General features: G+C 71.2%; 22 protein-coding genes. 6 read left to right on the top strand and 16 right to left on the bottom strand.

The genetic code is table 11. The features are described from left to right. The first annotated feature begins 18 nt into the window (after positions 1 to 18). Both LDL49_RS43525 and LDL49_RS43520 read left to right on the top strand, forming a co-directional pair. A complete protein-coding gene (locus LDL49_RS43525) occupies positions 19 to 942 on the top strand; it encodes a LysR family transcriptional regulator (protein WP_225300788.1) in 924 nt (307 codons plus the stop codon). 21 nt (positions 943 to 963) lie between these two features. After that, on the top strand, positions 964 to 2,124 hold the full coding sequence (locus tag LDL49_RS43520) for an MFS transporter (RefSeq protein WP_225300787.1): 1,161 nt from the start codon (positions 964 to 966) through the stop codon (positions 2,122 to 2,124). A 25-nt stretch (positions 2,125 to 2,149) separates the two neighbouring features. On the opposite strand, the gene LDL49_RS43515 is transcribed toward LDL49_RS43520, so the two are convergent. The 10 genes from LDL49_RS43515 to LDL49_RS43470 all read right to left on the bottom strand — a co-directional run bounded on the left by LDL49_RS43515 (position 2,150) and on the right by LDL49_RS43470 (position 12,369). Beyond that, complete coding sequence (locus LDL49_RS43515; protein ID WP_225300786.1) at positions 2,150 to 3,820, bottom strand: GTPase; 1,671 nt, start codon at positions 3,818 to 3,820, stop codon at positions 2,150 to 2,152. Further along, positions 3,817 to 5,556, bottom strand: coding sequence for a GTPase family protein (locus LDL49_RS43510; RefSeq protein WP_225300785.1), 1,740 nt, complete (start codon positions 5,554 to 5,556; stop codon positions 3,817 to 3,819). Before LDL49_RS43510 ends, LDL49_RS43515 begins: the two co-directional genes overlap by 4 nt. Before the next feature lie 9 nt (positions 5,557 to 5,565). Further along, positions 5,566 to 6,222: a response regulator transcription factor gene (locus LDL49_RS43505; RefSeq protein WP_225300872.1), complete on the bottom strand. Its 657-nt coding sequence runs from the start codon at positions 6,220 to 6,222 to the stop codon at positions 5,566 to 5,568. A gap of 65 nt (positions 6,223 to 6,287) precedes the next feature. Further along, positions 6,288 to 7,709, bottom strand: a complete 1,422-nt coding sequence (locus LDL49_RS43500; protein WP_225300784.1) for a sensor histidine kinase — start codon at positions 7,707 to 7,709, stop codon at positions 6,288 to 6,290. Further along, on the bottom strand, positions 7,709 to 8,404 hold the full coding sequence (locus tag LDL49_RS43495; protein WP_225300871.1) for a response regulator transcription factor: 696 nt from the start codon (positions 8,402 to 8,404) through the stop codon (positions 7,709 to 7,711). Before LDL49_RS43495 ends, LDL49_RS43500 begins: the two co-directional genes overlap by 1 nt. Positions 8,405 to 8,418: 14 nt before the next feature. Continuing rightward, positions 8,419 to 9,609, bottom strand: a complete 1,191-nt coding sequence (gene lhgD, locus LDL49_RS43490) for an L-2-hydroxyglutarate dehydrogenase (RefSeq protein ID WP_225300783.1) — start codon at positions 9,607 to 9,609, stop codon at positions 8,419 to 8,421. Continuing rightward, positions 9,606 to 10,595, bottom strand: coding sequence for an NAD-dependent epimerase/dehydratase family protein (locus tag LDL49_RS43485; protein ID WP_225300782.1), 990 nt, complete (start codon positions 10,593 to 10,595; stop codon positions 9,606 to 9,608). The genes lhgD and LDL49_RS43485 overlap by 4 nt, the downstream gene beginning before the upstream one ends. A gap of 45 nt (positions 10,596 to 10,640) precedes the next feature. Continuing rightward, the gene (locus LDL49_RS43480) at positions 10,641 to 10,808 is read right to left on the bottom strand and encodes a hypothetical protein (protein WP_225300781.1); all 168 of its coding nucleotides are present in this window, start codon (positions 10,806 to 10,808) and stop codon (positions 10,641 to 10,643) included. Positions 10,809 to 10,844: 36 nt separating this feature from the next. Then, positions 10,845 to 11,282 carry a VOC family protein gene (locus LDL49_RS43475; protein ID WP_225300870.1) on the bottom strand — a complete coding sequence of 146 codons (438 nt, stop codon included), beginning with the start codon at positions 11,280 to 11,282 and terminating at the stop codon, positions 10,845 to 10,847. A gap of 181 nt (positions 11,283 to 11,463) precedes the next feature. Beyond that, entirely contained in the window at positions 11,464 to 12,369 is a 906-nt protein-coding gene (locus tag LDL49_RS43470) for an NmrA family NAD(P)-binding protein (RefSeq protein ID WP_225300780.1), read from the bottom strand. An 86-nt stretch (positions 12,370 to 12,455) separates the two neighbouring features. Between LDL49_RS43470 and LDL49_RS43465 the strand changes: the two genes are divergently transcribed. Continuing rightward, positions 12,456 to 12,827: a hypothetical protein gene (locus LDL49_RS43465; RefSeq protein WP_225300779.1), complete on the top strand. Its 372-nt coding sequence runs from the start codon at positions 12,456 to 12,458 to the stop codon at positions 12,825 to 12,827. 15 nt (positions 12,828 to 12,842) lie between these two features. On the opposite strand, the gene LDL49_RS43460 is transcribed toward LDL49_RS43465, so the two are convergent. Both LDL49_RS43460 and LDL49_RS43455 read right to left on the bottom strand, forming a co-directional pair. Continuing rightward, positions 12,843 to 13,853 carry a hypothetical protein gene (locus LDL49_RS43460; protein ID WP_225300778.1) on the bottom strand — a complete coding sequence of 337 codons (1,011 nt, stop codon included), beginning with the start codon at positions 13,851 to 13,853 and terminating at the stop codon, positions 12,843 to 12,845. Further along, a complete protein-coding gene (locus LDL49_RS43455) occupies positions 13,838 to 14,911 on the bottom strand; it encodes an MATE family efflux transporter (RefSeq protein WP_225300777.1) in 1,074 nt (357 codons plus the stop codon). Before LDL49_RS43455 ends, LDL49_RS43460 begins: the two co-directional genes overlap by 16 nt. A gap of 52 nt (positions 14,912 to 14,963) precedes the next feature. Here LDL49_RS43455 and LDL49_RS43450 point away from each other — a divergent pair, with 52 nt between their 5' ends. Continuing rightward, positions 14,964 to 15,932 carry an aldo/keto reductase gene (locus LDL49_RS43450; RefSeq protein WP_225300776.1) on the top strand — a complete coding sequence of 323 codons (969 nt, stop codon included), beginning with the start codon at positions 14,964 to 14,966 and terminating at the stop codon, positions 15,930 to 15,932. 95 nt (positions 15,933 to 16,027) lie between these two features. Here the strand turns inward: LDL49_RS43450 and thpR are convergent, their stop codons facing one another. The 4 genes from thpR to LDL49_RS43430 form a co-directional block, all read right to left on the bottom strand. Beyond that, positions 16,028 to 16,585, bottom strand: a complete 558-nt coding sequence (thpR, locus tag LDL49_RS43445) for an RNA 2',3'-cyclic phosphodiesterase (RefSeq protein ID WP_225300775.1) — start codon at positions 16,583 to 16,585, stop codon at positions 16,028 to 16,030. Between the two features lie 22 nt (positions 16,586 to 16,607). Next, positions 16,608 to 17,834, bottom strand: coding sequence for an MFS transporter (locus LDL49_RS43440; RefSeq protein WP_225300774.1), 1,227 nt, complete (start codon positions 17,832 to 17,834; stop codon positions 16,608 to 16,610). A gap of 23 nt (positions 17,835 to 17,857) precedes the next feature. Next, on the bottom strand, positions 17,858 to 18,310 hold the full coding sequence (locus tag LDL49_RS43435; protein WP_225300773.1) for a MarR family winged helix-turn-helix transcriptional regulator: 453 nt from the start codon (positions 18,308 to 18,310) through the stop codon (positions 17,858 to 17,860). Between the two features lie 115 nt (positions 18,311 to 18,425). Next, a complete protein-coding gene (locus LDL49_RS43430) occupies positions 18,426 to 19,868 on the bottom strand; it encodes an NCS2 family permease (RefSeq protein ID WP_225300772.1) in 1,443 nt (480 codons plus the stop codon). 82 nt (positions 19,869 to 19,950) lie between these two features. Here LDL49_RS43430 and LDL49_RS43425 point away from each other — a divergent pair, with 82 nt between their 5' ends. Together LDL49_RS43425 and LDL49_RS43420 are read left to right on the top strand one after the other, a co-directional pair. After that, a complete protein-coding gene (locus tag LDL49_RS43425) occupies positions 19,951 to 20,166 on the top strand; it encodes a DUF2530 domain-containing protein (protein ID WP_225300771.1) in 216 nt (71 codons plus the stop codon). 91 nt (positions 20,167 to 20,257) lie between these two features. Further along, positions 20,258 to 21,772 carry an alpha/beta hydrolase gene (locus LDL49_RS43420; RefSeq protein WP_225300770.1) on the top strand — a complete coding sequence of 505 codons (1,515 nt, stop codon included), beginning with the start codon at positions 20,258 to 20,260 and terminating at the stop codon, positions 21,770 to 21,772. Positions 21,773 to 21,783 lie beyond the last annotated feature (11 nt).

The following is a 21,783-nucleotide window of genomic DNA, read 5'->3' as shown; positions in this document are numbered from 1 at the left end:
GCTGAGTATTCTCGCTGCGTGATAGACACGCGGCGGCTGCGTACGCTGCGCGCGGTGGCCGACCACGGCACGGTCACCGCCGCGGCCGCCGCCCTGCACCTCACCCCGTCGGCCGTGTCCCAGCAGCTCCTGGCGCTGGAGCACGAGGTGGGCCACCGGCTGTTCACCCGCGACGCGCGTGGCGTGCGCCTGACCGCCGTCGGCCAGATCATGCTGGCCCACGCCAACGAGGTGCTCGCCCAGCTCGAACGCGCCGAGGCCGAGGTCGCCGCCTACACCACGGGCGCGGCGGGCGAGGTGACGGTCGCCTGCTTCGCCACCGCGATCAGCGCCGTGCTCTCCCCCGCCATCACGGCTCTCCGCACCGGCTCCCCGGGGCTGCGCGTACGGGTGCTCGACGCCGAGGGCGACCACAGCCTGTCCATGCTGCTCGACGACCGGGCCGACCTGGCCATCGCGGTCGAGTACCGAGGCGCCCCCGACGCGGCCGACCCCCGCCTGCACCGGTCCGCCCTGTACGCGGAGCCGTTCGACCTGGTCCTCCCCCAGGACCACCCCCTGGCGCGCTCCGACGCCCCCTCGCTCCGGCTCGGCGATCTCACCGGCGAGACGTGGATCGGCCCCTATCCCGGCAATCCGGTCCACGACGTGATCACGTTCGCCTGCGAGCAGGCCGGCTTCTCGCCGGACTTCGCGCACTGCTCCGACGACTTCCGCGCCGTGGTGGCGCTGGTCGGCGCCGGTGCGGGGGTGGCGCTGGTGCCCAGGCTGGCGCTGCGTGACATGGTGCTGCCCGGGGTGGCGGTACGCCGTACGCCGGGTCCCGAACGACGCGTCTTCGCGGCCGTACGCCGTGGCGCCGAGACCCACCCTCTCCTCCGGCCCTTGCTCGACACCCTGCACACGATCGCCGGCTCCCTCGGCTCCCTCGGAAGCGGGTGACACTGGCATATGGGATCAGGCGTGCCGTACCAGAAGTTATTCGGCCTGCCGGGGGTGACGGCGCAGGCCGTGCTCGGGTTCCTGGCCCAGCTCACCCAGCAGGTGGCGCCGGTGGGGATCGTGCTGGTGGTGCAGGCGTCGAGCGGCTCGCTCGTACTGGCGGGGCTGGCCGCGGCGGCGTTAGGCATCGGCGCGGGGATGGCCCGGCCGGTCCAGGGGCGCCTCATCGATCGGCGGGGGCCGCGTGGCGTGCTGGCGGTCAGCGCGGCAGCGCACGTCACGGCCCTGATCGCACTGGTGCTCGGCGCCGGGTCCGGCTGGCCGGGGTGGACGATCGTGGCGCTGGCCTGGACGGCCGGGGCCGGACTGCCGCCGATCTCAGTGTCCATGCGCATCGAGTGGGGCGCCCGGATGGCCGCGGAGGGACGTACCGCCGCCTACAGCCTGGTGTACCTGGTGCAGGAGCTGGCCATCCTCATCGGCCCGCTGCTGTTCGGGCTGCTGATCGCGCTGGTGTCGGCGTCAGTGGGGCTGGGCGTGGTGGCCGCCGCCGCGGGTGCGGGCACGCTGGCCTTCTCGCGGGTGCTGCGGGTCACCGGTCCCTCGCTGTCGGCGGGCCGGGGCAGGGTGTTCCGGCATGTCGGCATGCGGCTGCTGCTCGGCGTGGTCGTCCTGCTCGGCGGGGCCATAGGCGCGCTGGACGTCGGGGTTCCCGCTCTCGCGGTGGCCCGGGGGGTTCCGGCCGCGACGGGCCTGCTGGTGGCGGCGCTGGCGCTGGGCGGCGTCGCCGGAGCGGCCGTCTACGGCGCCCGCCGGTGGACCACCGCGCCCGCCCGCAGGCTGAGCGGGCTGGTCCTGGTCTTCGGTCTCGCGTTGGCGCCGCTGGTGCTGGTGTCCTCGCTGCCGGTGTTCTGGGTGGTGCTCTTCGCCGGGGGGCTCATGCTCAACCCCGCGTTGACGACCGCATCGCTGCTGGTGGACGAGTTCGCGCCGGGGGCGCAGGCGGAGGCGTTCGGGTGGGTGTCGACGGCGGCGAGCATGGGGGCCGCGGCGGGTGCGGGGGTGGCGGGGGTGGTGGCACAGCAGTTCGGGCCGTCGTTGCCGTTCCTGGTGGCCGCCGGTTTCGCCGGCCTGGCCGCGATCCTGTCGAGCCTCCTCCTCGGGCCCATCGGCCGCCCCTGACCGGTTCTGAGCACGTATGGGGCCGTCAGGCGCGGGCGCGGGCGATCGCCTCGGTGAAGCGGGCGTGCCTGGCCAGTTCGCCCTCCACCGGATCGAGTACGTAGTCGGCGCCCACCTGGGCGATGGCCGACCGCAGGGCCTTCGCGACGCGCCGCGCCCGGCGGTGCCCACCCGCCCAGGCCGCCAGCCGGGACAGCAGCGCGATCGCCACGCCCGCCAGCGCGCCCCCGCCCAGCAGCACGGTGGGCCACGGCGCCACACCCACCGTCGGCAGGGGCGGCTGGGGCAGGCGCAGGTAGTCCATGCCGAACAGCCCCCCGAGCCAGAGCCCACCGGCCACCATGACGGCGAACACCAGCCACTGCAGCATCCCCACCGCCCGCCACCACCTCGGCCGCCGGGTCGCCCCGAGCGAGGTCGTCGCCACCGCCCGGTCCACGGCGTCGGCCAGGTCCCCGGCCCGCGACCGCGCCGCCTGCCGCACCGCCGCCGCCCACACCCCCGCCAGGTCACTCGCCGCCGCCTCGCCGACGTCCCTGAGAGCGGTCTCGACCTGAGCCTTCTGTACGGCCGAAGCGGCCGGTACGGACGTGCGGCCGACGATCTCCCGGTCGGCAGGCTTGACCGCGGTGCTCGTACCGATGCGCAGCCTGCGCAACGGATCGGGCCGGAAGCGCCGGACCCACTTGGTGACGGGCCAGCCGGTGGCGACCACGGCCCGATGCCGGTGCCCCTTGCTGACGGCCGCCACGACCAGCGGCACCCCGGCGGCCTCGGACAACGCGTCGGTGAGCGGCTTCCCCAGACCCGCGACGGCGCCACCCGGCGTACCGGAGCCACCTGCCACCGCGCCACCCGGCGTACCGGGGCCAGGGGACGGGTCGGCCAGCCGGTCGGCGGCGGCGGAGACGTCGGCGGACAGGCGGGCGGACCAGGAGCGGCGCTCGGCCACCCGCTTCGCCAGCAGCTCACGCAGGTCGGCCAGACCCGTGCCCGTGCGCGCGGAGACGCCGAGGATGGGCACTCCCGTCAGCCCGTCGTCGTCCAGGAGGCGGCGCAGGTCGCGCAGGCACCGGTCCACGGCGTGGGGCGGCAGGCGGTCGATCTGGTTGAGGACCACCACCATCACGTCCCTGTGCCCGGACAGCGGGCGCAGGTAGCGCTCGTGCACGGCCGCGTCGGCGTACTTCTGCGGGTCCAGCACCCACACCAGCAGATCCACGAGCTCCACCAGCCGGTCGACCTCCAGGCGGTGCGCCAGCCTGATGGAGTCATGGTCGGGGAGGTCTAGCAGGATAAGTCCGGAAAAATCGGCGGGCTGGGCGGGCTCGACTGTGGTCTGTGGGGTGTGCCGTTGGGGGATCTCCAGCCAGTCGAGCAGCGGACCCGCGCCCGTCCCGTCCCACAGCGCCGCCTGCGCGGTCGAGGTGGTCGGCCGGGTGACGCCCACGGCCGCGAGCTCATCCCCGGCCAGCGCGTTGAACAGCGACGACTTCCCGCTCCCCGTGGCCCCGGCCAGCGCCGCCACGGTGTGGTCGACCGACAGGCTCCGGCGGGTCCCGGCCCGCTCCGCCACCGCCCGCGCGGCGGCCACCACGTCGGCCGGCAGCCGTCCCTCGGCCAGTTCGGCCGCCTCCAGCAGCGCGGCCAGCCGGGAGTCCAGCGAAGGCCCCTCCTTACGGCGCAGCAGCTTCACGACCCCTCACCTTCACCGACGTCGCTCGAAGCCGGCCCCGACGGCAGCTCGGTGCGATGGGCACGGACCGATTGAGCGGCCTGCCGCAGGGCGTCCGCCGCTCCGGCCGGTGGCTCGACCTCCGCCAGCAGCGCGGTGAACCGCCCCGCCTCCTCCTCCAGCAGCACCCGCACCCGCTCCCGCAGATCGTCCCGCGCCTGCATGGTCAGCGTCCGCACCGCCTGATCGCCGAACACCGCCTCCAGCAGCTTCTGCGACAGCAGGCTCGTGCCGCCCGCGATCCCCACCTCGATCCCCGTCAACCCGCCGGTGGAGGCGAAAACGGCCAGCATCAACAGCAGGCCGGCCCCGTTCACGCCGAAGGAGGCGATCCTGGCCGTGGTCCGCTTCTCGGCGCCCTCCTGGCGTACGAGATCGAGAACGTACTCCTGCCACCCCCGCACCGCCGCCGCGGCCCGCTTGCCCAGGTCGGGCGAGGTCCGGCCGAGCCGGGCCGCGTCCACCGCACCGACGCGGGCGATGATCCCGGGCCCGCCGGGAGCGGCCGACCAGGCTTCCAGGCTGCGTTCGGCGGCCCCGTCGGCGGCACCTCTGATCAGCGTCTCGACGCCGCTCTCCAGCGCGTCCCGCAGCGACGCGGCGGGCGGCCGCCCGGTGAAGAACCCGGCGATCCGGTCACGCAGCCGGCCGACCCGGCTCTCCAGCGACCGCATCAGGTCGCCGGTGCCGATGAAGTCCTGCCAGCGGGCCAGCACCTCGCCGCGCAGCAGCGACCCGTCGCGCATGCCCTCGTCGAAGTCGGCCAGCCCGCCCGCGTAGGCCCCCGACACGATGGACCGCAGCCCGTCGAATCCGGCCTGCTGCCGGGTGACGGCGTCGGCCAGCAGCGGCACCCGCGTGACCAGGCTGTCGAGCGCCCCGGACAGCGTCTGCCGGACGACCCGGGACCGTTCGGCCGCGTCGGCGGCCAGCTCGGACAGCCAGGCGGAGATCGGCGCGACCAGCTCGGCGGGCAGCCGGGCCTTCTCCGACGGCAGCGCCGCCTCGGGCACGGTGAACAGCCGGGTGCCGTCGAGGCCGTTCTCGACCAGCAGGCGTTCGAGGTCGCGGGTGACGGGTTCGACGGCCTCGGCGGGCACGCGGTCGAGCACGAGGGCCAGCGCCGTGCTGCGTTCGCGGGCGGAGCGCAGGAAGCTCCACGGCACCTCGTCGGCGTAGCGGGCGGCGGTGGTGACGAACAGCCACAGGTCGGCGGCGGCCAGCAGCTGGGCGGCCAGCTCGCGGTTCGCGGTCACCACCGAGTCGATGTCGGGCGCGTCGAGCAGGGCCAGCCCGGCGCCGAGCGACGAAGAGGTGACCACGCGCAGCGCCCCTGCGGCGGAACCGGTGGCGCGGGACAGGCCGGGGAGCACGTTCTGGCCCATGAACCAGTCGCGGTCGGCCCGGCTCACCACCAGCGTCGGCACCAGCGTGGTGGGCCGCAGCACGCCCGGCTCGGCGACGTCGGCCCCGACCAGCGAGTTGACCAGGGTCGACTTGCCCGCCCCGGTCGAGCCGCCGACCACGGCAAGCAGCGGCGCGTCGATGGCCCGCAGCCTGGGCAGCAGGTAGTCGTCGAGCTGGCCGGTCAGCTCCTTGAGCGCGCGACGGTCGTCGGCGACCGCACCGATCTCGAGCGGGAACAGCTCGCCATCGAGCCGGTGACGCAACCCCTCCAACGCGCCCAGCAGATCCATGGCACCACGCTAGCCCGCCGGGGGCTCCCGCAGCACATATCCGACGCTGCGCAGCGTGTGGATGAGCCTCGGCTCGACGTCGTCGACCTTGCGCCGCAGGTAGGAGACGTATGACTCGACCACGCCGGCGTCGCCGCCGAAGTCGTAGTTCCACACGTGGTCGAGGATCTGCGCCTTGGACAGCACCCGCCCGGCGTTGGACATGAAGTAGTGCAGCAGCTTGTACTCGGTCGGCGAGAGCCGTACCTGCCGCCCGTTGCGCCAGACCTCGCGGGCCTCCTCGTCCAGCTCCAGGTCGGCGACCCGCAGGCGGCTCGCGGGGGTGTTCTCCCCCCGGGTACGGCGGAGCACCGCGCGGATCCTGGCCTGGACCTCCTCCAGGCTGAACGGCTTGGTCACGTAGTCGTCGCCCACGCCCAGCCCGACGATCTTGTCCTCGGTGTTGTCGCGGGCGGTCAGGAACAGCACTGGTACGCCGATCCGCCTGGCCACCTCGAACCCGTCGAGGTCGGGCAGCATGACGTCCAGCACCACCAGGTCCGGATTGGTCCGCTCGGCCACCTCCACGGCCTCGTAGCCGTCGGCGGCGGTCAGCACCTCGAAGCCGGAGAAGCGCAGACTCGCGGACAGCAGGTCTCGGATGCTGGGCTCGTCGTCCACCACCATGATCAGCGCCTCGGGTCTAGTCACCTACTCAGAGTGACTCAGGAGGCTGAGGAATAGCTGAACGCTCACTCCAAGGCGAGTGGGAGTTCGACCCGGAAGGTGGAGCCCGAGCCCGGCGCGCTGTCCAGCAGCACCGTGCCGCCATGCGCCTGCACCAGCGCCTGCACGATGGCCAGGCCGAGCCCGCTGCCCCGGTCCTCGCCCGAGCGGTGGCGCGATCTGGCCGAGTCGGCTCGGTAGAACCGCTCGAACACCCGCTCGACCTGCTCGGGCGTGAGACCGGGCCCCTTGTCGCTCACTTCCAGGAACGCCTTGTCGGCCCCTGCCCCCACTCGCACCGCCACCGGAGTGCCCGGCTCGGTGTGGGTCAGGGCGTTGGTCATGAGGTTGGTGACCACCTGGCGCAGCCGTACCTCGTCGCCGGAGACGATCAGGGCCGCGCCGCCGACGACGTCCAGGCCGATCTCCCGGTCGGGCGCCAGGATGCGCGCGTCGTGCACCGCGTCGGCGGCCAGCGCCAGCATGTCGACCGGCCGCATGCGCAGCGGCCGCTGCTGGTCGACGCGGGCGAGCAGCAGCAGGTCGTCGACGAGCAGGCTCATCCTGCCCGCGGCCTTCTCCACGCGCTGCATCAGCTCGGCGGCATCGGCCTTCTGGTTCTGCCTGGCGTACTCGGCGAAGCCGCGGATCGAGGTGAGCGGGGTGCGCAGCTCGTGTGAGGCGTCGCCGATGAACTGGCGCATCCGGTCCTCGGAGCGGCGGGCCGCCGCCTCGGACGCGGACCGGGCGGTGAACGCGGCCTCGATCTGCGCGAGCATCCCGTTGAGCGACAGGGCCAGGCGGCCCACCTCCGTACGCGGGTCGCCGGCCGGCACCCGGCGGCCGAGCTCGCCCCCGGCGATGGCCTCGGCCGTGCTCTCGATCTCGGCCAGCGGACGCATGCTCCGCCGGACCATCGCGACGCCCACGACGGCGAGGATGAGCAGGATGCCGCCGCCGCCCAGCAGTTCGATGAGGCCGAGCCGCCGGGTGATGTCCCTGACCTCCTCCAGGTCCGCGGCGATCACGTAGTCGCCCACCACCGTCGAGGTCTGCAGCACCCGCCACTCGCCGTCGCCACTGACCGCCCGCGTCGTGTAGAGGTTCGCTCCGGGCGTGGGCGACAGCAGCGGCCTGGGCCGCGCGTCGACGTCGCGGTCGCCGAACACCGGCGTGAGCGCCCCGCCCGGCGGCTTCACCAGCACGATCGTGTCGGACTCGATCAGCGCCATCTTGTCGTTGGTCTCTTTGCCCCGGTTGCGCTTCTCCTGGTCGTGCCTGAGCTTGTTCTCCACCCGTACGGCCAGGAGCTGGATCTGGCTGTCGACCCGGTTCATCAGGTAGCCGTGCAGCACGGAGACGCTCACCACGCCGATGAAGGTCAGCCCGACGCCGAGCAGCGCCAGCATCGCGGCGATGAGCTTGATCCTGAGCGGCAGGCCGCGCATCACGGACTCGGCGGCAGCCGCAGCACGTATCCGACACCGCGCAGCGTGTGAATGAGCCGCGGGTTGCGGTTGTCGATCTTTCGGCGGAGCACCGACACGTAGGACTCGACGATCCCGACCTCGCCCCTGAAGTCGTAGTCCCAGACGTGGTCAAGGATCTGCGGCTTCGACAGGACCCGGCCCGCGTTCGTCATGAAGTAGCGCAGCAGCTTGAACTCGGTCGGCGACAGCGACACGGCGTTGCCGCCGCGCCACACCTCGTGGCTCTCCTCGTCCAGCTCGATGTCGGCGAACGTCAGCCGGGGCGGCGGCGCCTGCGACTCCCCACTGGTACGGCGGAGCACCGCGTGGATCCTGGCGACCACCTCTTCGAGGCTGAACGGCTTGGTGACGTAGTCGTCGCCGCCGATCGTCAGCCCGCGGATCTTGTCCTCGGTCTCGTCGCGCGCGGTCAGGAAGACCACGGGCACGTGCACACCCCCGCCGCGCAGCCGCCGGACGATCTCGAAGCCGTCGAGGTCGGGCAGCATGACGTCAAGGACGACCAGGTCAGGACGGTGCCGTTGGACGGCGGTAACGGCGTCGAGGCCACTCTTGGCCGTGGACACGTCGAAACCCGCGAACCTCAGGCTCGCGGCGAGGAGTTCGAGGATGTTGGGGTCGTCCTCGACGATCAGCAGTCGCGCTTCCATCATCTCCAAGGATGCCCTCACCGAACGAGTGCTGGGACAATTCCGGAGATGTGCCGAGCAATCGCCAGGCTGGAGGTCGCCGCGGGGGACGGCGCGTTGCGCACCAGAACGACCCTGCCTTCCACGTCCACGGCGAAGTCGTCGACCAGCCGGCCGTCCTTCGCCACGGCCTGGGCGCGTACCCCGCCCTCGGTTCGCCGCAGGTCGGAGGCGGTGAGCTCGGGCACGTAGCGGCGCGCGGCCCGGACGAAGGCCCCCTTGACCAGCGAGCCGTGGACCTCCTTGAGCCCGGTGCGCCAGTGCTGCCGGGCCATGCGCAGCGTGCCCGGCCAGCGCAGAATCTGCCAGGAATTACGGAGGTTGTATCCCCGGTAGCCCTCATAGGCGAGCGCGAGCACCGCGTTCGGCCCGACCAGCACCTCGCCGTCGATGTGCCTGGTCAGGTGGACGCCGAGGAACGGGTAGCGGGGGTCGGGCACCGGGTAGATCAGGCCGCGCACCAGGTCCCTGGCCGCTCCGTCGAGCGCGTAGTACTCGCCTCTGAACGGCACGATCCTGATGTCGCCCGGCCGTCCCGCCATCCGGGCCGCCGCGTCGGTGCCCAGTCCGGCGCAGATCACCAGCCGGTCGAAGGCGAAGCGCCGCCCGGCGGCCAGCACCTCGACGCTCCCTGCGGTCTCCCTGATCGCCCTGACCGGGTGTGCCAGCCGTACCGAGCCGCCCAGCTCGGCCACGTCGAGCGCCAGCCGGCGCGCGACGGCGGGGAAGTCGGCGATCGCGGTGTGCGGCGAGTGGACCGCGCCGACGCCGACGGCGTGCGGCTCGATCTCGCGCAGGCCGAGCGCGTCCAGCTCGGTGATGCCGGGCACGCCGTTCGCCCTGGCCCGCTCCGCCAGCGCCGCGAGCCGCGGCCGCTCCGCGCTGGTAGAGGCCACGACCAGCTTCCCGACCTCCTCGTACGGCAGGCGGTGCTGGGCGCAGTACTCCTTGAGCAGCGCCACGCCCTCACGGCAGAGCCGGGCCTTGAGCGAGCCCGGCGGGTAGTAGATGCCCGCGTGGACGACGCCGCTGTTGTGCCCGGTCTGGTGCGCGCCGACGCGGTCCTCCTTCTCGAGGACCGTCACCTCGGCGCCTCGCGTGGTGGCGAGCTCGCGGGCGACCGCCAGGCCGACGATGCCGGCCCCGATGACACCGATCTTCTCTGTCACAGCGCCAGTTTGCCGATTCTGGCCGGATTCAGGTGGCCTTCGGCGGCCAACCACCGCAATGTAGCCGAAACGGTGTCTTCCACCGGGCGCAGGGTGAGGCCGAGGTCCTTGAGCGCGGGGCCGTCGTCGGTGGGGACCAGAGTGAGCATGAAGTCGGCCGCGTCACGGGTGAGCGGGTAGTCGATGGGCGCCAGCCGCTTGAGCCCGTCGAGTGTCGCGGCCATCCCGCGCAGCAGGCCGCCGGGCATCCGGTAGGTCCGTCCCGCCCGTCCCGTCACCTCCGCGCATATGTCCGCCAGCTGCCTCCAGGTCAGGAAATGTCCCCCGAGCAGGTAGCGGCGGTCCCGTCGGCCGGGCGTGAAACAGCGGGCCAGCGCGACGGCCAGGTCCCGGACGTCCAGCACGCCCACCCCGCCCGGCACGATCGGCCAGCCCAACCGCAGGCCCGCGCGGAGCCCCTCGTTGAGCGCGTCGAGCGTCGGCTGGCCCGGCCCGCTGATGCCGCCCGGATAGACGATGGTCACGCCGCCCAGCTCCCTGGCGTACCGCTCGCCCTCGACCTTGGACCGGCCGTAGGCGTTCCTGGGGCTGGCCAGCGGGCTGTCGGCGGTGATGAGCGGCCCGGCGGGCGGCACGAACACCGCGATCGTGGAGACGTGCACGATCGGATCCAGCCCCAGCTCGGCGGCCTGCCCGAGCACGTTACGCAGCCCGACGACGTTGGACCCGCGCAGGTCCGCCCCGTGCCCGGTGACCCCCATGTCGGCGGCGGCGTGCAGCACCGCGTCACACCCCTCCAGAGCGGCGCGTACGGCCGGCGCGTCACGGATGTCCCCCTGGCGGATCACCCAGTCCCCGGAACCCAGCACCCGACGCACTTTTTCCGGATTTCTCGCCAGAAGGCATGGCTCATGACCGGCCGCGATCAGGGCCGCGACCGCGTGCGAGCCGACGAACCCCGAGCCACCGCTGACCAGGACGCGCATGCTATGGAAGCTAGCGCTTACTTGGGTGATCCATCAACCTTCTGGTCAACGGGCGGCGGCGTCCCTGGCCTGCTCGTCGGCCATGTACTGGGCATACCAGGCCGGCCAGTCGGGGTCGGCGTGCCCGAGCTCCTGCTCGTACCGGCCGTGCGCGGCCTCCGCACGGCGCAGGGCATCGGCCACCTCGGCCACCGAGCTATACGTCACCTGCATCTTGCTGCCTCCTTCCGTGAGGCCGGCCATCCGGGCTCAGCGGCCCGGAAGGCGGGTGGTGACTTCCTGGAGTATCCAGCCGTTGCCGTCAGGGTCGCTGAAGGAGGTGTAGGAGCCGTAGCTCTGGCGGGCCGGTTCCGGGCCCGCCACCCGCCCCTCGGTCCCGGCGCGGTGGAACACCCCGCTCGCGTCGTGGAACACCTCACCCACCTCGACCCCGCGCTCGGCGAGCTCGGCCCGTGCCGCCTCGATGTCGTCAACGATCAGGTGCAGGCCCTGCGTCGAGCCCGGCGCGGCCGAGGTGACCCCGCTGCCGAAGATGATCGAGCACGGCGAGCCGGGCGGGGTCAGCTGCACCACCCGGAAGTCCGCGCCGACGGCGACGTCGGCGTCCTCCCGCCACCCGAGCGCCTTGTAGAAGTCCTTGGCCCGGTCGACATCGGCGACCGGCACCACCACGACCTCGAGCTTCATGTCCACAGCGGCGGATCCTCCCCGTTCGACCCCCGGTGGCCCGGGGCTGCTGTCTACGGCATGGGGGGACGTTCTCTCCACATTCGCGCACGTCAGCGGCGAAGTCCAGGAGCGGCGGCTTCAACGATCGGCAGGCTTTTGGCCACGTCCTGGTGGTTGCTTCTGGCCCGTTCGGAGCGGTTCAGCCCAGGTAGAGATCTCTGCGCGCGGCTACGAACGCCTCGATCGTCTGGGCGGGTACGCCCGTGACGCGTTCCACGTCGTCGGACGCGCGGTCGTAGCGGTTCTCGCGGTGCAGCCGGGCCATGGTGGCGATGTGCTCCTCGGTGTGCGGCGGCAGGCCCGCCTTCGCCAGCACCTCGGCCCGCCACCGGTCCAGAGGCACGTCCACATAGGAGACCGGACGGCCCAACGCCCGTGAGAACTCCGCCGCCAGCTCCGTCATGTCGACCGTACGTGGCCCGGTCAGCTCGTAGACGTGCCCGACATGCGGAGCCGGGTCGCGGAGCACGGTGGCGACCACCCGGGCGACGTCGTCCACGGCGACCGGCGACGTACGCCCGCTGCCGAACGGCAGTTCGATCGTGCCGTTCTCCCGGATCGAACGCGCCGCCAGCGTGGTGAACAGCGGATTGTCCAGGAACACCGTCGGCCGGATGTGCACCACCGGCAGGCCCGACCAGTTCAGCACCTGCTCCGCCAGCCAGTGCAGCCGCTGCTGGTGCGACTCGCTGGTGCTGATGGCGGTCATCTGCGACACCGTCATCTGTGACATGTCGACCAGGCCGGTCAGGTCCCCGTACTCCCGCGCCACGGTGGCCACCACCGTCGCGGCCAGCAGATGGTCCGGCGACACGGGCATCCCGAAGTACATCCCTCCGACACTCTCCAGCGCGGCCGCGACGCTCTCGGGCCGGGTCAGATCGCCGACGACCACCTCCGCGCCGAGCGCACGCAGCTCGGCCGCCCGATCGTCGTCGTGACGCACCATCGCCCGCACCGGTACATCCTGCGCGCGCAGTTGCTCGAGAACCGTGCGGCCCACTCCACCGACCCCCGCGATGAGAACAAGGTTGCTGGCGACCATCGGCCGATCTCCTTCCTGTCGCTGCGGCGTTACCCCAGGTAAAGCCACCTCTTCACCGACAAATCGAACGTGAGTACGATGGCGTCATGTATCTCCCGCCCGAGTGGCCACCCGAGGTCCGCCCGCCCAGCGTCCCCGATTGGGAGACCTCGGCGGCGGCCTGGCTGCTCGACGCGGTGCCGCCCGACTACCGCGCCTACGAGGTGCTCCGCCGCCACCCGATCGCGCTGGCCAGGATGGCCGGCCACCACGTCGGCGCGGCGATCGAGGCGGCCCGCGCCGGCTACCGGGGCGCCGCGGTCGACCTCAAGGGCCACCTGCCGCCGCACGCGATCGAGGCGGTCCTGGACGCCTACCGCGAGGAGGGGCCCCGGCTCGTGCGCCTGTCCCGCTCGATCGCGGTGGTCGAACGCGCCCTCCGCGGCGACCTCTTCACGGCCACGATGCGCCACCCATGACCATGCTGGGCGTATCTACCGGGTGCGGCGGGCGATCGCCGCGATGATGCCGCTGGCGCCCGCGGCGGCGGCCAGCCAGATCAGGACGTCACGCGCGCTGAGCCCCTTGGCCGCCGCCACCGGCCGGGCGGACGGCGACACGGTCGCCTTCGATCGGTGGGTCGGCGAGCTGGACGGGCCGGCGGCCGGTAACGCGGCCGCGGGCAGCGCCACCTGATAGACCGGGCTGCGCACACCCTCCGAGCCGGTCAGCAGGTTCTTGCCGTCGCGGGTGTAGGCGATGGACTCGGCCTGTTTCAGCTCCGGCATCGACACCCTGCCGATCGACTCCCCCGAGGGGCGGAAGACCGTAGCCGAGAAGTACGTACGGATCACGTACGAGCTGCCGTCGGGCGCGTACGCGGCGTCCGTCGCCATGATCGGGGCCGTGCCCACCTTGCGCAGCACGTTGACCCGGTCGCTCCTGAGCTTCTTGGGCGCCTGGTACACCGACCCGGAGAACTCCTTCGACACCACGAAGAGCCGCCCGGTCACCGGGTTGACCATGATGCCCTCGGCGTTCCTGGCGCCGTCCGCGTAGCGGAACCGGTAGCGGACCGCCGGAAGGGTGGCGTCCCGCAGTGTCTCCGGCTCCATGACCTTGTAGACGGAGACATCCGGCCAGGCCCCGTCCAGGTTGTCGCCGATGTCGGCGAACCACAGCACCCCACGCCCGGTGGCGGGGTCCTTGCTCGCGGCCATCGCCTCCCAGTCACGAGCCTGCGCCCCCTGGAGCCGGTACGTCGCCCGGGTCCGCCCATCGGAACCCACCGCGTAGAACGTCGGCGCCGCCGAGCTGTCGTTGTGCGTGTAGAAGACGCCGTCCCGCGTCGGCGACACGGCCAGCCCGCTCGACTCGGTGATCCGCGCGTCCTTGAACGTGAACAGCTTCTTGTCGCCATCATCGGCGAAGGCCGGGCTTCCTTGAACGAACACGACGAAGACCGCGATAACCCCGGCGGCCGTACGAATCACAACATCCCCCACCCCGCCATCATGCCCCAACGGACGCCGCGCCCACGGTAGCGCTGTGCCGGTGAAATCCGGCGCCCTGCAGCACGACCAGCACCCCGTTGGTCACCGCCATGAGCCACCACAGCCCGACGAGCCCCCAGGCGGCGGCCACGGGTGCGGCCACGGCCACCATCGCCCCGTACCCGACGGCGAAGTAGATCAGGCTCGCCCCCGACCGCTTGAGCGCGATGAGCCCGATGCCCTGTACCGCCTGCCCCGTCGGCAGTCGAGGCCAGCATGATGAACCCGGTGAGCGTGCTCAGCACCGCGTGGGCGGCCACGTCACGGGTGCCGGTCGTGCTCGCGGCGAAGGTGACGACCCCGAGGCCGCCGAACTTGATCAGGACCGTCCCGGCCAGCGGGATGCTCACCCGCCCGAGCCGGACGATCTCCCCGATCCGCGGCCGGCCCTGGCCGACGCGCGTCCCGAGGGCGCGGCGCAGGCAGAGGTTCGAGACGACCACGCCCGCGACGCCCGACAGCAGCCATGCGACGCCCACGCCGGTCAGGCCGAGCGGCGGCACCAGGGCGACCGTGCCGCCGATCATCGCGGCGCCGGCCGCCAGGCTGGACCAGAGGACCTGGCGGCTGCGGCCGAGTGCCACGAGCACGGTGTTGGCCCCACCACCCGAGGCGAACACCAGCAGATAGAGCGACAGGAGCCAGGGCAGCGGCCCCAGCTCGGCCACGACCTCGGCGGGCGCCCCGGTGGCGCGGGCGAGCAGGGGCACGCACAGCACCGCGAGCGCGCCGGCCGTACCCACCAGCAGGGTGAGCCAGCGCGCGTCACGCAGGATCGGCACGGCCGCCGCGGGCGTGTCCTTGTACGGCGCGACGAAGGGCGCGAGCCCGCGCAGAGCGCCCACGACAGCGGCGGAGGCGGGGTTCAGCACGGCCGACATGACCGCGAAGGCGGCCAGCGTGACGGTGGCGTGCCTGCCGAGCACGGAAGTGACCACCAGCGTGCCGAGCGTAGTGGTGACCATGGAGAGGAACAGGGGCACCGCCGCACGAAGGAGGCCCGAGCTCACCCGGCCGACCCTACTAGCCTGGAGTGCACTCCAGGTATTTAGGGTGGAGTACATGGATTATGTGAACCTCGGACGCAGTGGCCTCCGGGTCAGTCCACTCTGCCTCGGCACCATGAACTTCGGCCCGCTGACCACGGAGGAAGACTCCTTCGCGATCATGGACAGGGCTCATGAGCTGGGCATCAACTTCTTCGACACGGCCAACGTGTACGGCTGGAAGCAGGGCGAGGGGATCACCGAGCAGATCGTCGGCCGTTGGTTCGCCAAGGGCGAGGGTCGCCGGGAGAAGACGGTCATCGCGACCAAGCTCTACGGCTCGATGGGCGACTGGCCCAACGAGAACCTGCTGTCCGCGCTGAACATCCGCCGGGCCTGCGACGCCTCGCTCAAGCGCATGCAGACCGACTACATCGACATCTACCAGGCCCACCACGTCGACCGGAACACGCCGTTCGACGAGTTCTGGGAGGCCATGGACGTCCTGAAGCAGCAGGGCAAGATCCTCTACGTGGGATCGTCCAACTTCGCGGGCTGGCACATCGCCAAGGCCCAGGAGTCCGCGGCCCGGCGCAACTCGATCGGGCTCGTGAGCGAGCAGAGCCACTACAACCTGCTCACCCGCGCGGTCGAGCTGGAGGTGCTGCCCGCCTGCCAGGACTACGGCCTCGGCGTGATCCCGTGGAGCCCGCTGGCCGGCGGCCTGCTGGGCGGCGTGCTGCGCAAGATCGACAAGGGCCGGTCGGCCGCCGACCGCATGGTCACGGAGCTCGAGAAGCACCGCGACAAGATCGAGCAGTACGAGAAGTTCTGTGACGAACTCGGCGAGGACCCCGCGCACGTGGCGCTGGCCTGGCTCCTGAAGCAGCCCGCGGTCACCGCGCCGATCATCGGCCCGCGCACGCAGGAGCAGCTCGACGGCAGCCTGCGCACGCTGGAGATCGAGCTGGACGAGCAGGCGCTGGCCCGCCTCGACGAGATCTTCCCCGGGCACCGTCCGGCGCCGGAGGACTACGCCTGGTAGCTCAGGCCAGCAGGGCGCCGATCACGACGATCAGCAGCAGGAGGCCGAGCACGAGGGGCAGCAGCCAAGGGCGAGGACGGTCCACGTTCTGGAGCCTAATCGCGCCCGATGGGTGCCAGATCCCATTGTGCGAGTGACTCGTACCTCACCTGCCCCTCCTGATGGCTCCGTACGAGATGGACGGCTTTCGCCCGCCATGTCGAGCCGCTGAATTCCGACAGCGACTCGACGAGCGGGCGGAGGTCCATCTCCGCCTTCGCCCGCGCGAGCGTCAGATGCGGGTGGAAGTGCTTGTCGTCGGTCTGTACGGCCCCCGCCCGGCGGGCGCCCGCTCTGACCGACTCCGACAGCCGGACCATCGAGTCACCGGAGAGCCCGGCCCAGAACACCCTGGCCCGGCGGGCGGACGAGAACGCCCCGAACCCGGAGAAGGCCAGGTCCAGGCTGGCATGCCGGCCCACGGCACGGGCCAGCCGCACCTGCAGCTCCGGCAGGACGTGCTCGGGCACCTCGCCGAAGAAGCCCAGCGTGATGTGCCAGGTGGCGCGGTCCGGCCAGCGCAGGCCCGGCACCTGCCCGACGTGCGGCGCGATGGCGCGCTCGATCTCGTCGAGCACCCCTTCGGGCGGCATCAGTGCCGCGAATAACCTCATGCCACCCGATTCTGCAACGTACTCAGGCGATCGCCAGCACCGGCTCGCCCTCAACACGGGCGCTGATCAGCCTCGTCAGCATCACCGCGACGCCCGTGCCGACCAGCACCAGCAGCCCGGAGAGCATGACGCCCGTCCTGGGTCCGCCCAGCTCCGACAGCCAGCCGACCAGCGGGGCGCCGATGGGCGCGCCACCGGTGAAGACGAGCATGTAGATGCCCATGACGCGGCCGCGCATGGCCGGCGCGGTGGCGAGCTGGACGCTCGCGTTCGCGGCCGTGTTGATCGTGATCAGCGCGATGCCGGTGGGGATGAGCAGCAGCAGGTACACCGGGTAGACCGGGGCCAGCCCGGTGGCGATCTGGAACAGCCCGAACCCGATGGCCCCGGCGATCAGCATGCGGCGTGACGGGCGGGCCCGGCGGGCGGCGAGCAGCGCCCCGCCCAGCGCGCCGACGGCGAACATGCTGGAGGCCAGGCCGAACGACGAGGCGCCGGCCTTGAAGACCTCGCGGGCCATGAGCGCGATCGACATCGAGAACGACTGCGAGAACATCGACACGAACCCGATCAGCAGCACCGGCATCAGCAGCTCTTCGCGATGCAGCACATAGCGCAGCCCTTCGCGGAGCTGGCCCTTGGCTCTGGGCACCGGTACGGCGAGGTTCAGCTCCGACTTCCGCATGAAGATCAGGCTGGAGATCACGGCGGCGAACGTGACCGCGTTGATCAGGAAGAGCGGTCCCGTGCCCCCGAACAGGAAGATCAGCACACCGGCGATCGCCGGTCCGACGACGCGGGCCAGGTTGAAGATGGAGCTGTTGAGCGCGATCGCGTTGGACAGATCCCGCCGGCCCACCATCTCGACCACGAACGCCTGCCTGGTCGGCACCTCGACACAGGAGATCACACCCAGCGTGAACGCCATCACGTAGACGTGCCACACCTGGGCACTGCCCGTCATCGTCAGCACGCCGATGGCCAGGGCGAGCACGGCCATGAGCGACTGCGCCACGATGAGGATCGGCCGCTTGGGGTAGCGGTCGGCCAGCACGCCGCCGAAGAGCCCGAACAGCAGCATCGGCAGGAACTGCAGCGCGGTCGCCGTGCCGAGGGCCGCCGCGCTGCCATGGGTCAGATCGAGCACCAGCCAGTCTTGGGCGGTGCGTTGCAGCCAGCCGCCGACGTTGGACACCGCGCCACCGGCTGCGAACATGCGGTAGTTACGTACCTGGAGTGACCGGAACATCCCGGTCTTGGGTTCTTCAGGCTCTAGATCCTGCTGAGTTTCTCCAGAATCGGCGCCGCCTGCCTGAGGATCGACCGCTCCTCCGCGGTCAGCTCCCTCAAGCGCTGGCTCAGCCAGGCTTCCTTGAGACGTCGTTCCTCCTTCAGCAGTTTCTGGGCGGCCTCGGTCACGGTCACGGTCACCTGTCGCCGGTCGGTCGGGTGCGGTGTGCGCGACACCAGACCGCGTTCCTCTAGCGCGGCGATCACGCGAGTCATCGAGGGGGGTTGCACCTTCTCGAGCTCGGCCAATTCGCCGGGGGTTATCGCGGAATGCCGTTCCACCGCGGCGAGCGTCGCGAACTGCGTGGGAGTCAGCGAGTGCGCCGCCGCTTGTCGTCGTAGCCGCCTGGTCAGCCGCGCCAGCGACACGCGCAGGGCTGTGGCCAGGCCTGCGTCGCTGCGCAGGTTTATCTGGGACTGGTTCTTGGTTAGCATGAGTCATTACCTTTGCTAACTATAGGGCACTCCACGATATTTCCCTACCTCATTTCTCGTCTCACTCTTTGATACCCCGAGGCCGCCTCCCATGCGAAGACGGCCTCACCAGGCATCAGACCCCGAAAAGTACCCTGATCGGGCCGAGCGCGAAGTAGATCACGAACAGGCCCATCACTACCCACAGCAGAGGGTGGATCTCCCGTACCTTGCCACGAACGATCTTGATCAGCACGTAGCTGATGAAGCCGGCGCCGATGCCGTTCGAGATCGAGTACGTGAACGGCATGACCACGATCGTGAGGAACGCCGGGATGGCGATCTCGTAGTCGGTGAAGTCGATCTCACGGATCGAGGTCATCATCAGGAAGCCCACCACGACCAGCGCGGGCGCGGCCGCCTCATAGGGCACGACCGTGACCAGCGGCGCGAAGAAGATCGCCACCAGGAAGAGCAGGCCGGTCACCACGCTGGCCAGGCCGGTCCGCGCGCCCTCGCCGACCCCCGCGGCCGACTCGATGTAGGTGGTGTTCGATGAGACCGAGCCCGCGCCGCCGGCCGCCGCGCCGAGCGAGTCGACGAGCAGGATCTCCCGGGTACGCGGCAGCATCCCATCGGCGTCCACCAGACCGGCCTGACGGCCGACCCCGACGACGGTGCCCATCGTGTCGAAGAAGTCGGTGATGAGCAGCGTGAAGACGAACAGCACGGCCAGGATCACCGAGACCCGGCTGAACGCGCCGAACGGGTCGAACTCCTTGAACAGCACCAGGGGGTTGTGGAAGCCGATGATCTGCTCCGGCAGGGTGGGCACGTTCAGCATCCAGCCGCCGGGGTTCTTGTCGGAGGCCTGGCCGGCCTTCGCGATCGACTCCACGATGATCGCCAGCACGGTGGTGCCGACGATGCCGATCAGGATCGCGCCTTTGGCCTTGCGGGCCACCAGCGCCGCCGTCGCGAGCAGCCCGACGACGAAGACGAAGATCGGCCAGGAGGTCAGGGTGTTGTGGATGCCCATCTCCAGCGGTGGCCCCACGGGCACCCGGCGCACGAAGCCGGCGTCCACGAAGCCGATCAGCGCGATGAACAACCCGATGCCGACGCTGATGGCGGTCTTGAGCTGGGCCGGGATGGCGTTGAACACCGCCACCCGGAAACCGGTCAACACCAGGATGCCGATGATGACGCCCTCCAGGAAGACCAGCCCCATGGCCTCCTCCCAGCTCATCACCGAGGCGATGTTGAAGGTCACGAAGGCGTTGAGCCCCAACCCGGCCGCCATGGCGAAGGGCACCCGGCCGATCACCCCCATGAGGATGGTCAGCACGCCCGCCACGAACGCCGTGCCCGCCGCCACGAGGGGCAGGTTGGGCGAGGAGCCGTCGCCGATGAACTGCTCCTGGACATCCTTGCCGTTGGCGATGATGATCGGGTTCAGCACGACGATGTAGGCCATCGTGAAGAACGTGGCCAGCCCGCCGCGGATCTCACGGGAGATCGTCGAGCCGCGTGCGGAGATTGCGAAGAACCTGTCGATACCACTACTTGTGTCACTCACGGGCGAACAGTGACAGTTTGCGTCATCTGCGAAAAGTGGCGGTGATCGGATCGAGACCCGATTGGAAGCTAGGCTGGATCCTGTGAAGCAGGAATGGCGTCCCGACCCGGAGCCGATCGAGACCAACGACGTCGCGGCGGTCGCCGTGGGCACGGTCGCGTGGGCGCTCGCGCTGGTCGCGCTACTGATCTTCCGCCCGGCCGCCGAGCAGTCGTGGTGGATCTGGACCTGCGTCGCCGGGGTCGGCCTCGGGCTCCTCGGCCTCTGGTACGTGCACAGGCGGGCGTCCCGGAGCTGACATTCGTCACCTCCGGCCGATCCCCGAAGTCACTGGAAAGTGCTGTTTTACCCCACTACCTGGGAAAAAGCCGGCTGATCATGCTGGAGGCATGAAGAAGACGTCATTCCCCTCGCTCCTGTGCGCGGTGACCCTCGCGAGCGCCACCCTCACGGGCTGCGGGTCCACCGCCAAGCCCAACAGCGGGTCGGCGGCGAGCACCGCCGCGACGAAGCCCGCCCAGACGGCGACGGGCGCCGGCACCGTCGCCTGGAGCCCGTGCACCGGCCTGACCGGCCCCGACGGCAAGCCCGCCGCGCCCGAGCCCGCCGTCGAGTGCGGCAAGCTCGCGGTGCCGCTCGACTACGCCAAGCAGGACGGCGAGCAGATCGACCTGGCGCTGATCCGCGTCAAGGCCTCCGGCGACCGGCTCGGCTCGCTGGTGTTCAACTTCGGCGGCCCCGGCGGCTCGGGGGTCGATCTGCTGCCCATGACCGCCAAGATCTTCGCCGGCGTGGGCGCGAGCTATGACCTGGTCAGCTTCGACCCGCGCGGCGTCGAGCGCAGCGCGCCCGTCAAGTGCGGCAGCGTCGAGAAGTGGATCTCCCTGGACCCCGCGAGCGACGAGATGGACGAGGCCACCAAGGAGTTCGCGGCCTCCTGCGCCAAGACCTCCGGCAAGCTCCTGCCCCACGTCGGCACCGTGAACGCCGCGCGCGACCTCGACCGCATCCGCGCCGCCCTGGGCGACGAGCGGCTCAACTACTTCGGCTTCTCGTACGGCACCCACCTCGGCGCCGTGTACGCCACTCAGTACCCGAAGAAGGTCGGCCGGTTCGTGCTCGACGGCGCCCTCGACCCGACTGTCAGCTTCGCCGAGCGCGCGAAGACGCAGACGGCCGGCTTCAGGCAGGCGTTCGAGGCGTTCGCCGCCGACTGCGTGAAGCAGGGCTGCGACCTCGGCGCCGACCCCGCGGCCGTGCGCAAGAACGTCGAGACGCTGTTGTACGGCCTGCGGGACAAGCCGCTCAAGGTGGCCGGCCGGGAGCTCACCAAGGGCCTGGCGAGCACCGGCGTCCTGGCCGCTCTCTACTCCAAGCTCAGCTGGCCGATGCTGGAGCAGGCGACCGCCGCCGCGACCAAGGGGGACGGCACGCGGCTGCTCGCCCTGGCCGACTCCTACAACGGCCGCAAGGCCGACGGGACGTACTCGACGCTGATGACCAGCGTCGTGGCGATCGACTGCGTGGACAGCGCCGAACGGCCGAGCCCCGCCGAGATCGACCAGGTCGAACGCGAGACCGCCAAGATCTTCCCGCTCATGCGCTCCGGGGGTCTCGGCTCGCTCTGCGCGCACTGGCCGGCGCCCGGCAGCGACGAGTCCAAGAAGATCGACGCCACCGGCTCCGCCCCCATCCTCGTGATCGGCGGCAAGGGCGATCCCGCCACGCCGTACGCGTGGGCGCCCAAGCTCGCCGCCCAGCTCAAGACCGGGGTCCTGGTCACGTACGAGGGCGAGGGGCACGGCGCCTACCTGAGCGGCAGCTCCTGCGTCAGCCGCCTGGTCGACGCCTACTTCCTCACCGGCAAGACCCCTGACGCGAACGCCACCTGCCCGGCGGCGTGAACCCTCACGAC

It is taken from the genome of Nonomuraea aurantiaca (genome assembly GCF_020215705.1).
In the GTDB taxonomy this organism is placed as follows: Bacteria; Actinomycetota; Actinomycetes; order Streptosporangiales; family Streptosporangiaceae; genus Nonomuraea; species Nonomuraea aurantiaca.
Note: the sequence above shows the minus strand (reverse complement) of the source record. Positions and strands in the feature narration are given on the sequence as shown.

Coding starts and splice junctions, on each gene's coding strand:
- LDL49_RS43485 (WP_225300782.1), bottom strand. CDS start 10,595: ATGCGCGTCCTGGTCAGCGGTGGCTCGGGGTTCGTCGGCTCGCACGCG.
- LDL49_RS43505 (WP_225300872.1), bottom strand. CDS start 6,222: ATGGTGGTGGACGACGAGCCCAGCATCCGAGACCTGCTGTCCGCGAGT.
- LDL49_RS43450 (WP_225300776.1), top strand. CDS start 14,964: ATGGATTATGTGAACCTCGGACGCAGTGGCCTCCGGGTCAGTCCACTC.
- thpR (WP_225300775.1), bottom strand. CDS start 16,585: ATGAGGTTATTCGCGGCACTGATGCCGCCCGAAGGGGTGCTCGACGAG.
- LDL49_RS43465 (WP_225300779.1), top strand. CDS start 12,456: ATGTATCTCCCGCCCGAGTGGCCACCCGAGGTCCGCCCGCCCAGCGTC.
- LDL49_RS43435 (WP_225300773.1), bottom strand. CDS start 18,310: ATGCTAACCAAGAACCAGTCCCAGATAAACCTGCGCAGCGACGCAGGC.
- LDL49_RS43440 (WP_225300774.1), bottom strand. CDS start 17,834: ATGTTCCGGTCACTCCAGGTACGTAACTACCGCATGTTCGCAGCCGGT.
- LDL49_RS43495 (WP_225300871.1), bottom strand. CDS start 8,404: ATGATGGAAGCGCGACTGCTGATCGTCGAGGACGACCCCAACATCCTC.
- LDL49_RS43470 (WP_225300780.1), bottom strand. CDS start 12,369: ATGGTCGCCAGCAACCTTGTTCTCATCGCGGGGGTCGGTGGAGTGGGC.
- LDL49_RS43480 (WP_225300781.1), bottom strand. CDS start 10,808: ATGCAGGTGACGTATAGCTCGGTGGCCGAGGTGGCCGATGCCCTGCGC.
- LDL49_RS43475 (WP_225300870.1), bottom strand. CDS start 11,282: ATGAAGCTCGAGGTCGTGGTGGTGCCGGTCGCCGATGTCGACCGGGCC.
- LDL49_RS43420 (WP_225300770.1), top strand. CDS start 20,258: ATGAAGAAGACGTCATTCCCCTCGCTCCTGTGCGCGGTGACCCTCGCG.
- LDL49_RS43500 (WP_225300784.1), bottom strand. CDS start 7,709: ATGCGCGGCCTGCCGCTCAGGATCAAGCTCATCGCCGCGATGCTGGCG.
- LDL49_RS43510 (WP_225300785.1), bottom strand. CDS start 5,556: ATGGATCTGCTGGGCGCGTTGGAGGGGTTGCGTCACCGGCTCGATGGC.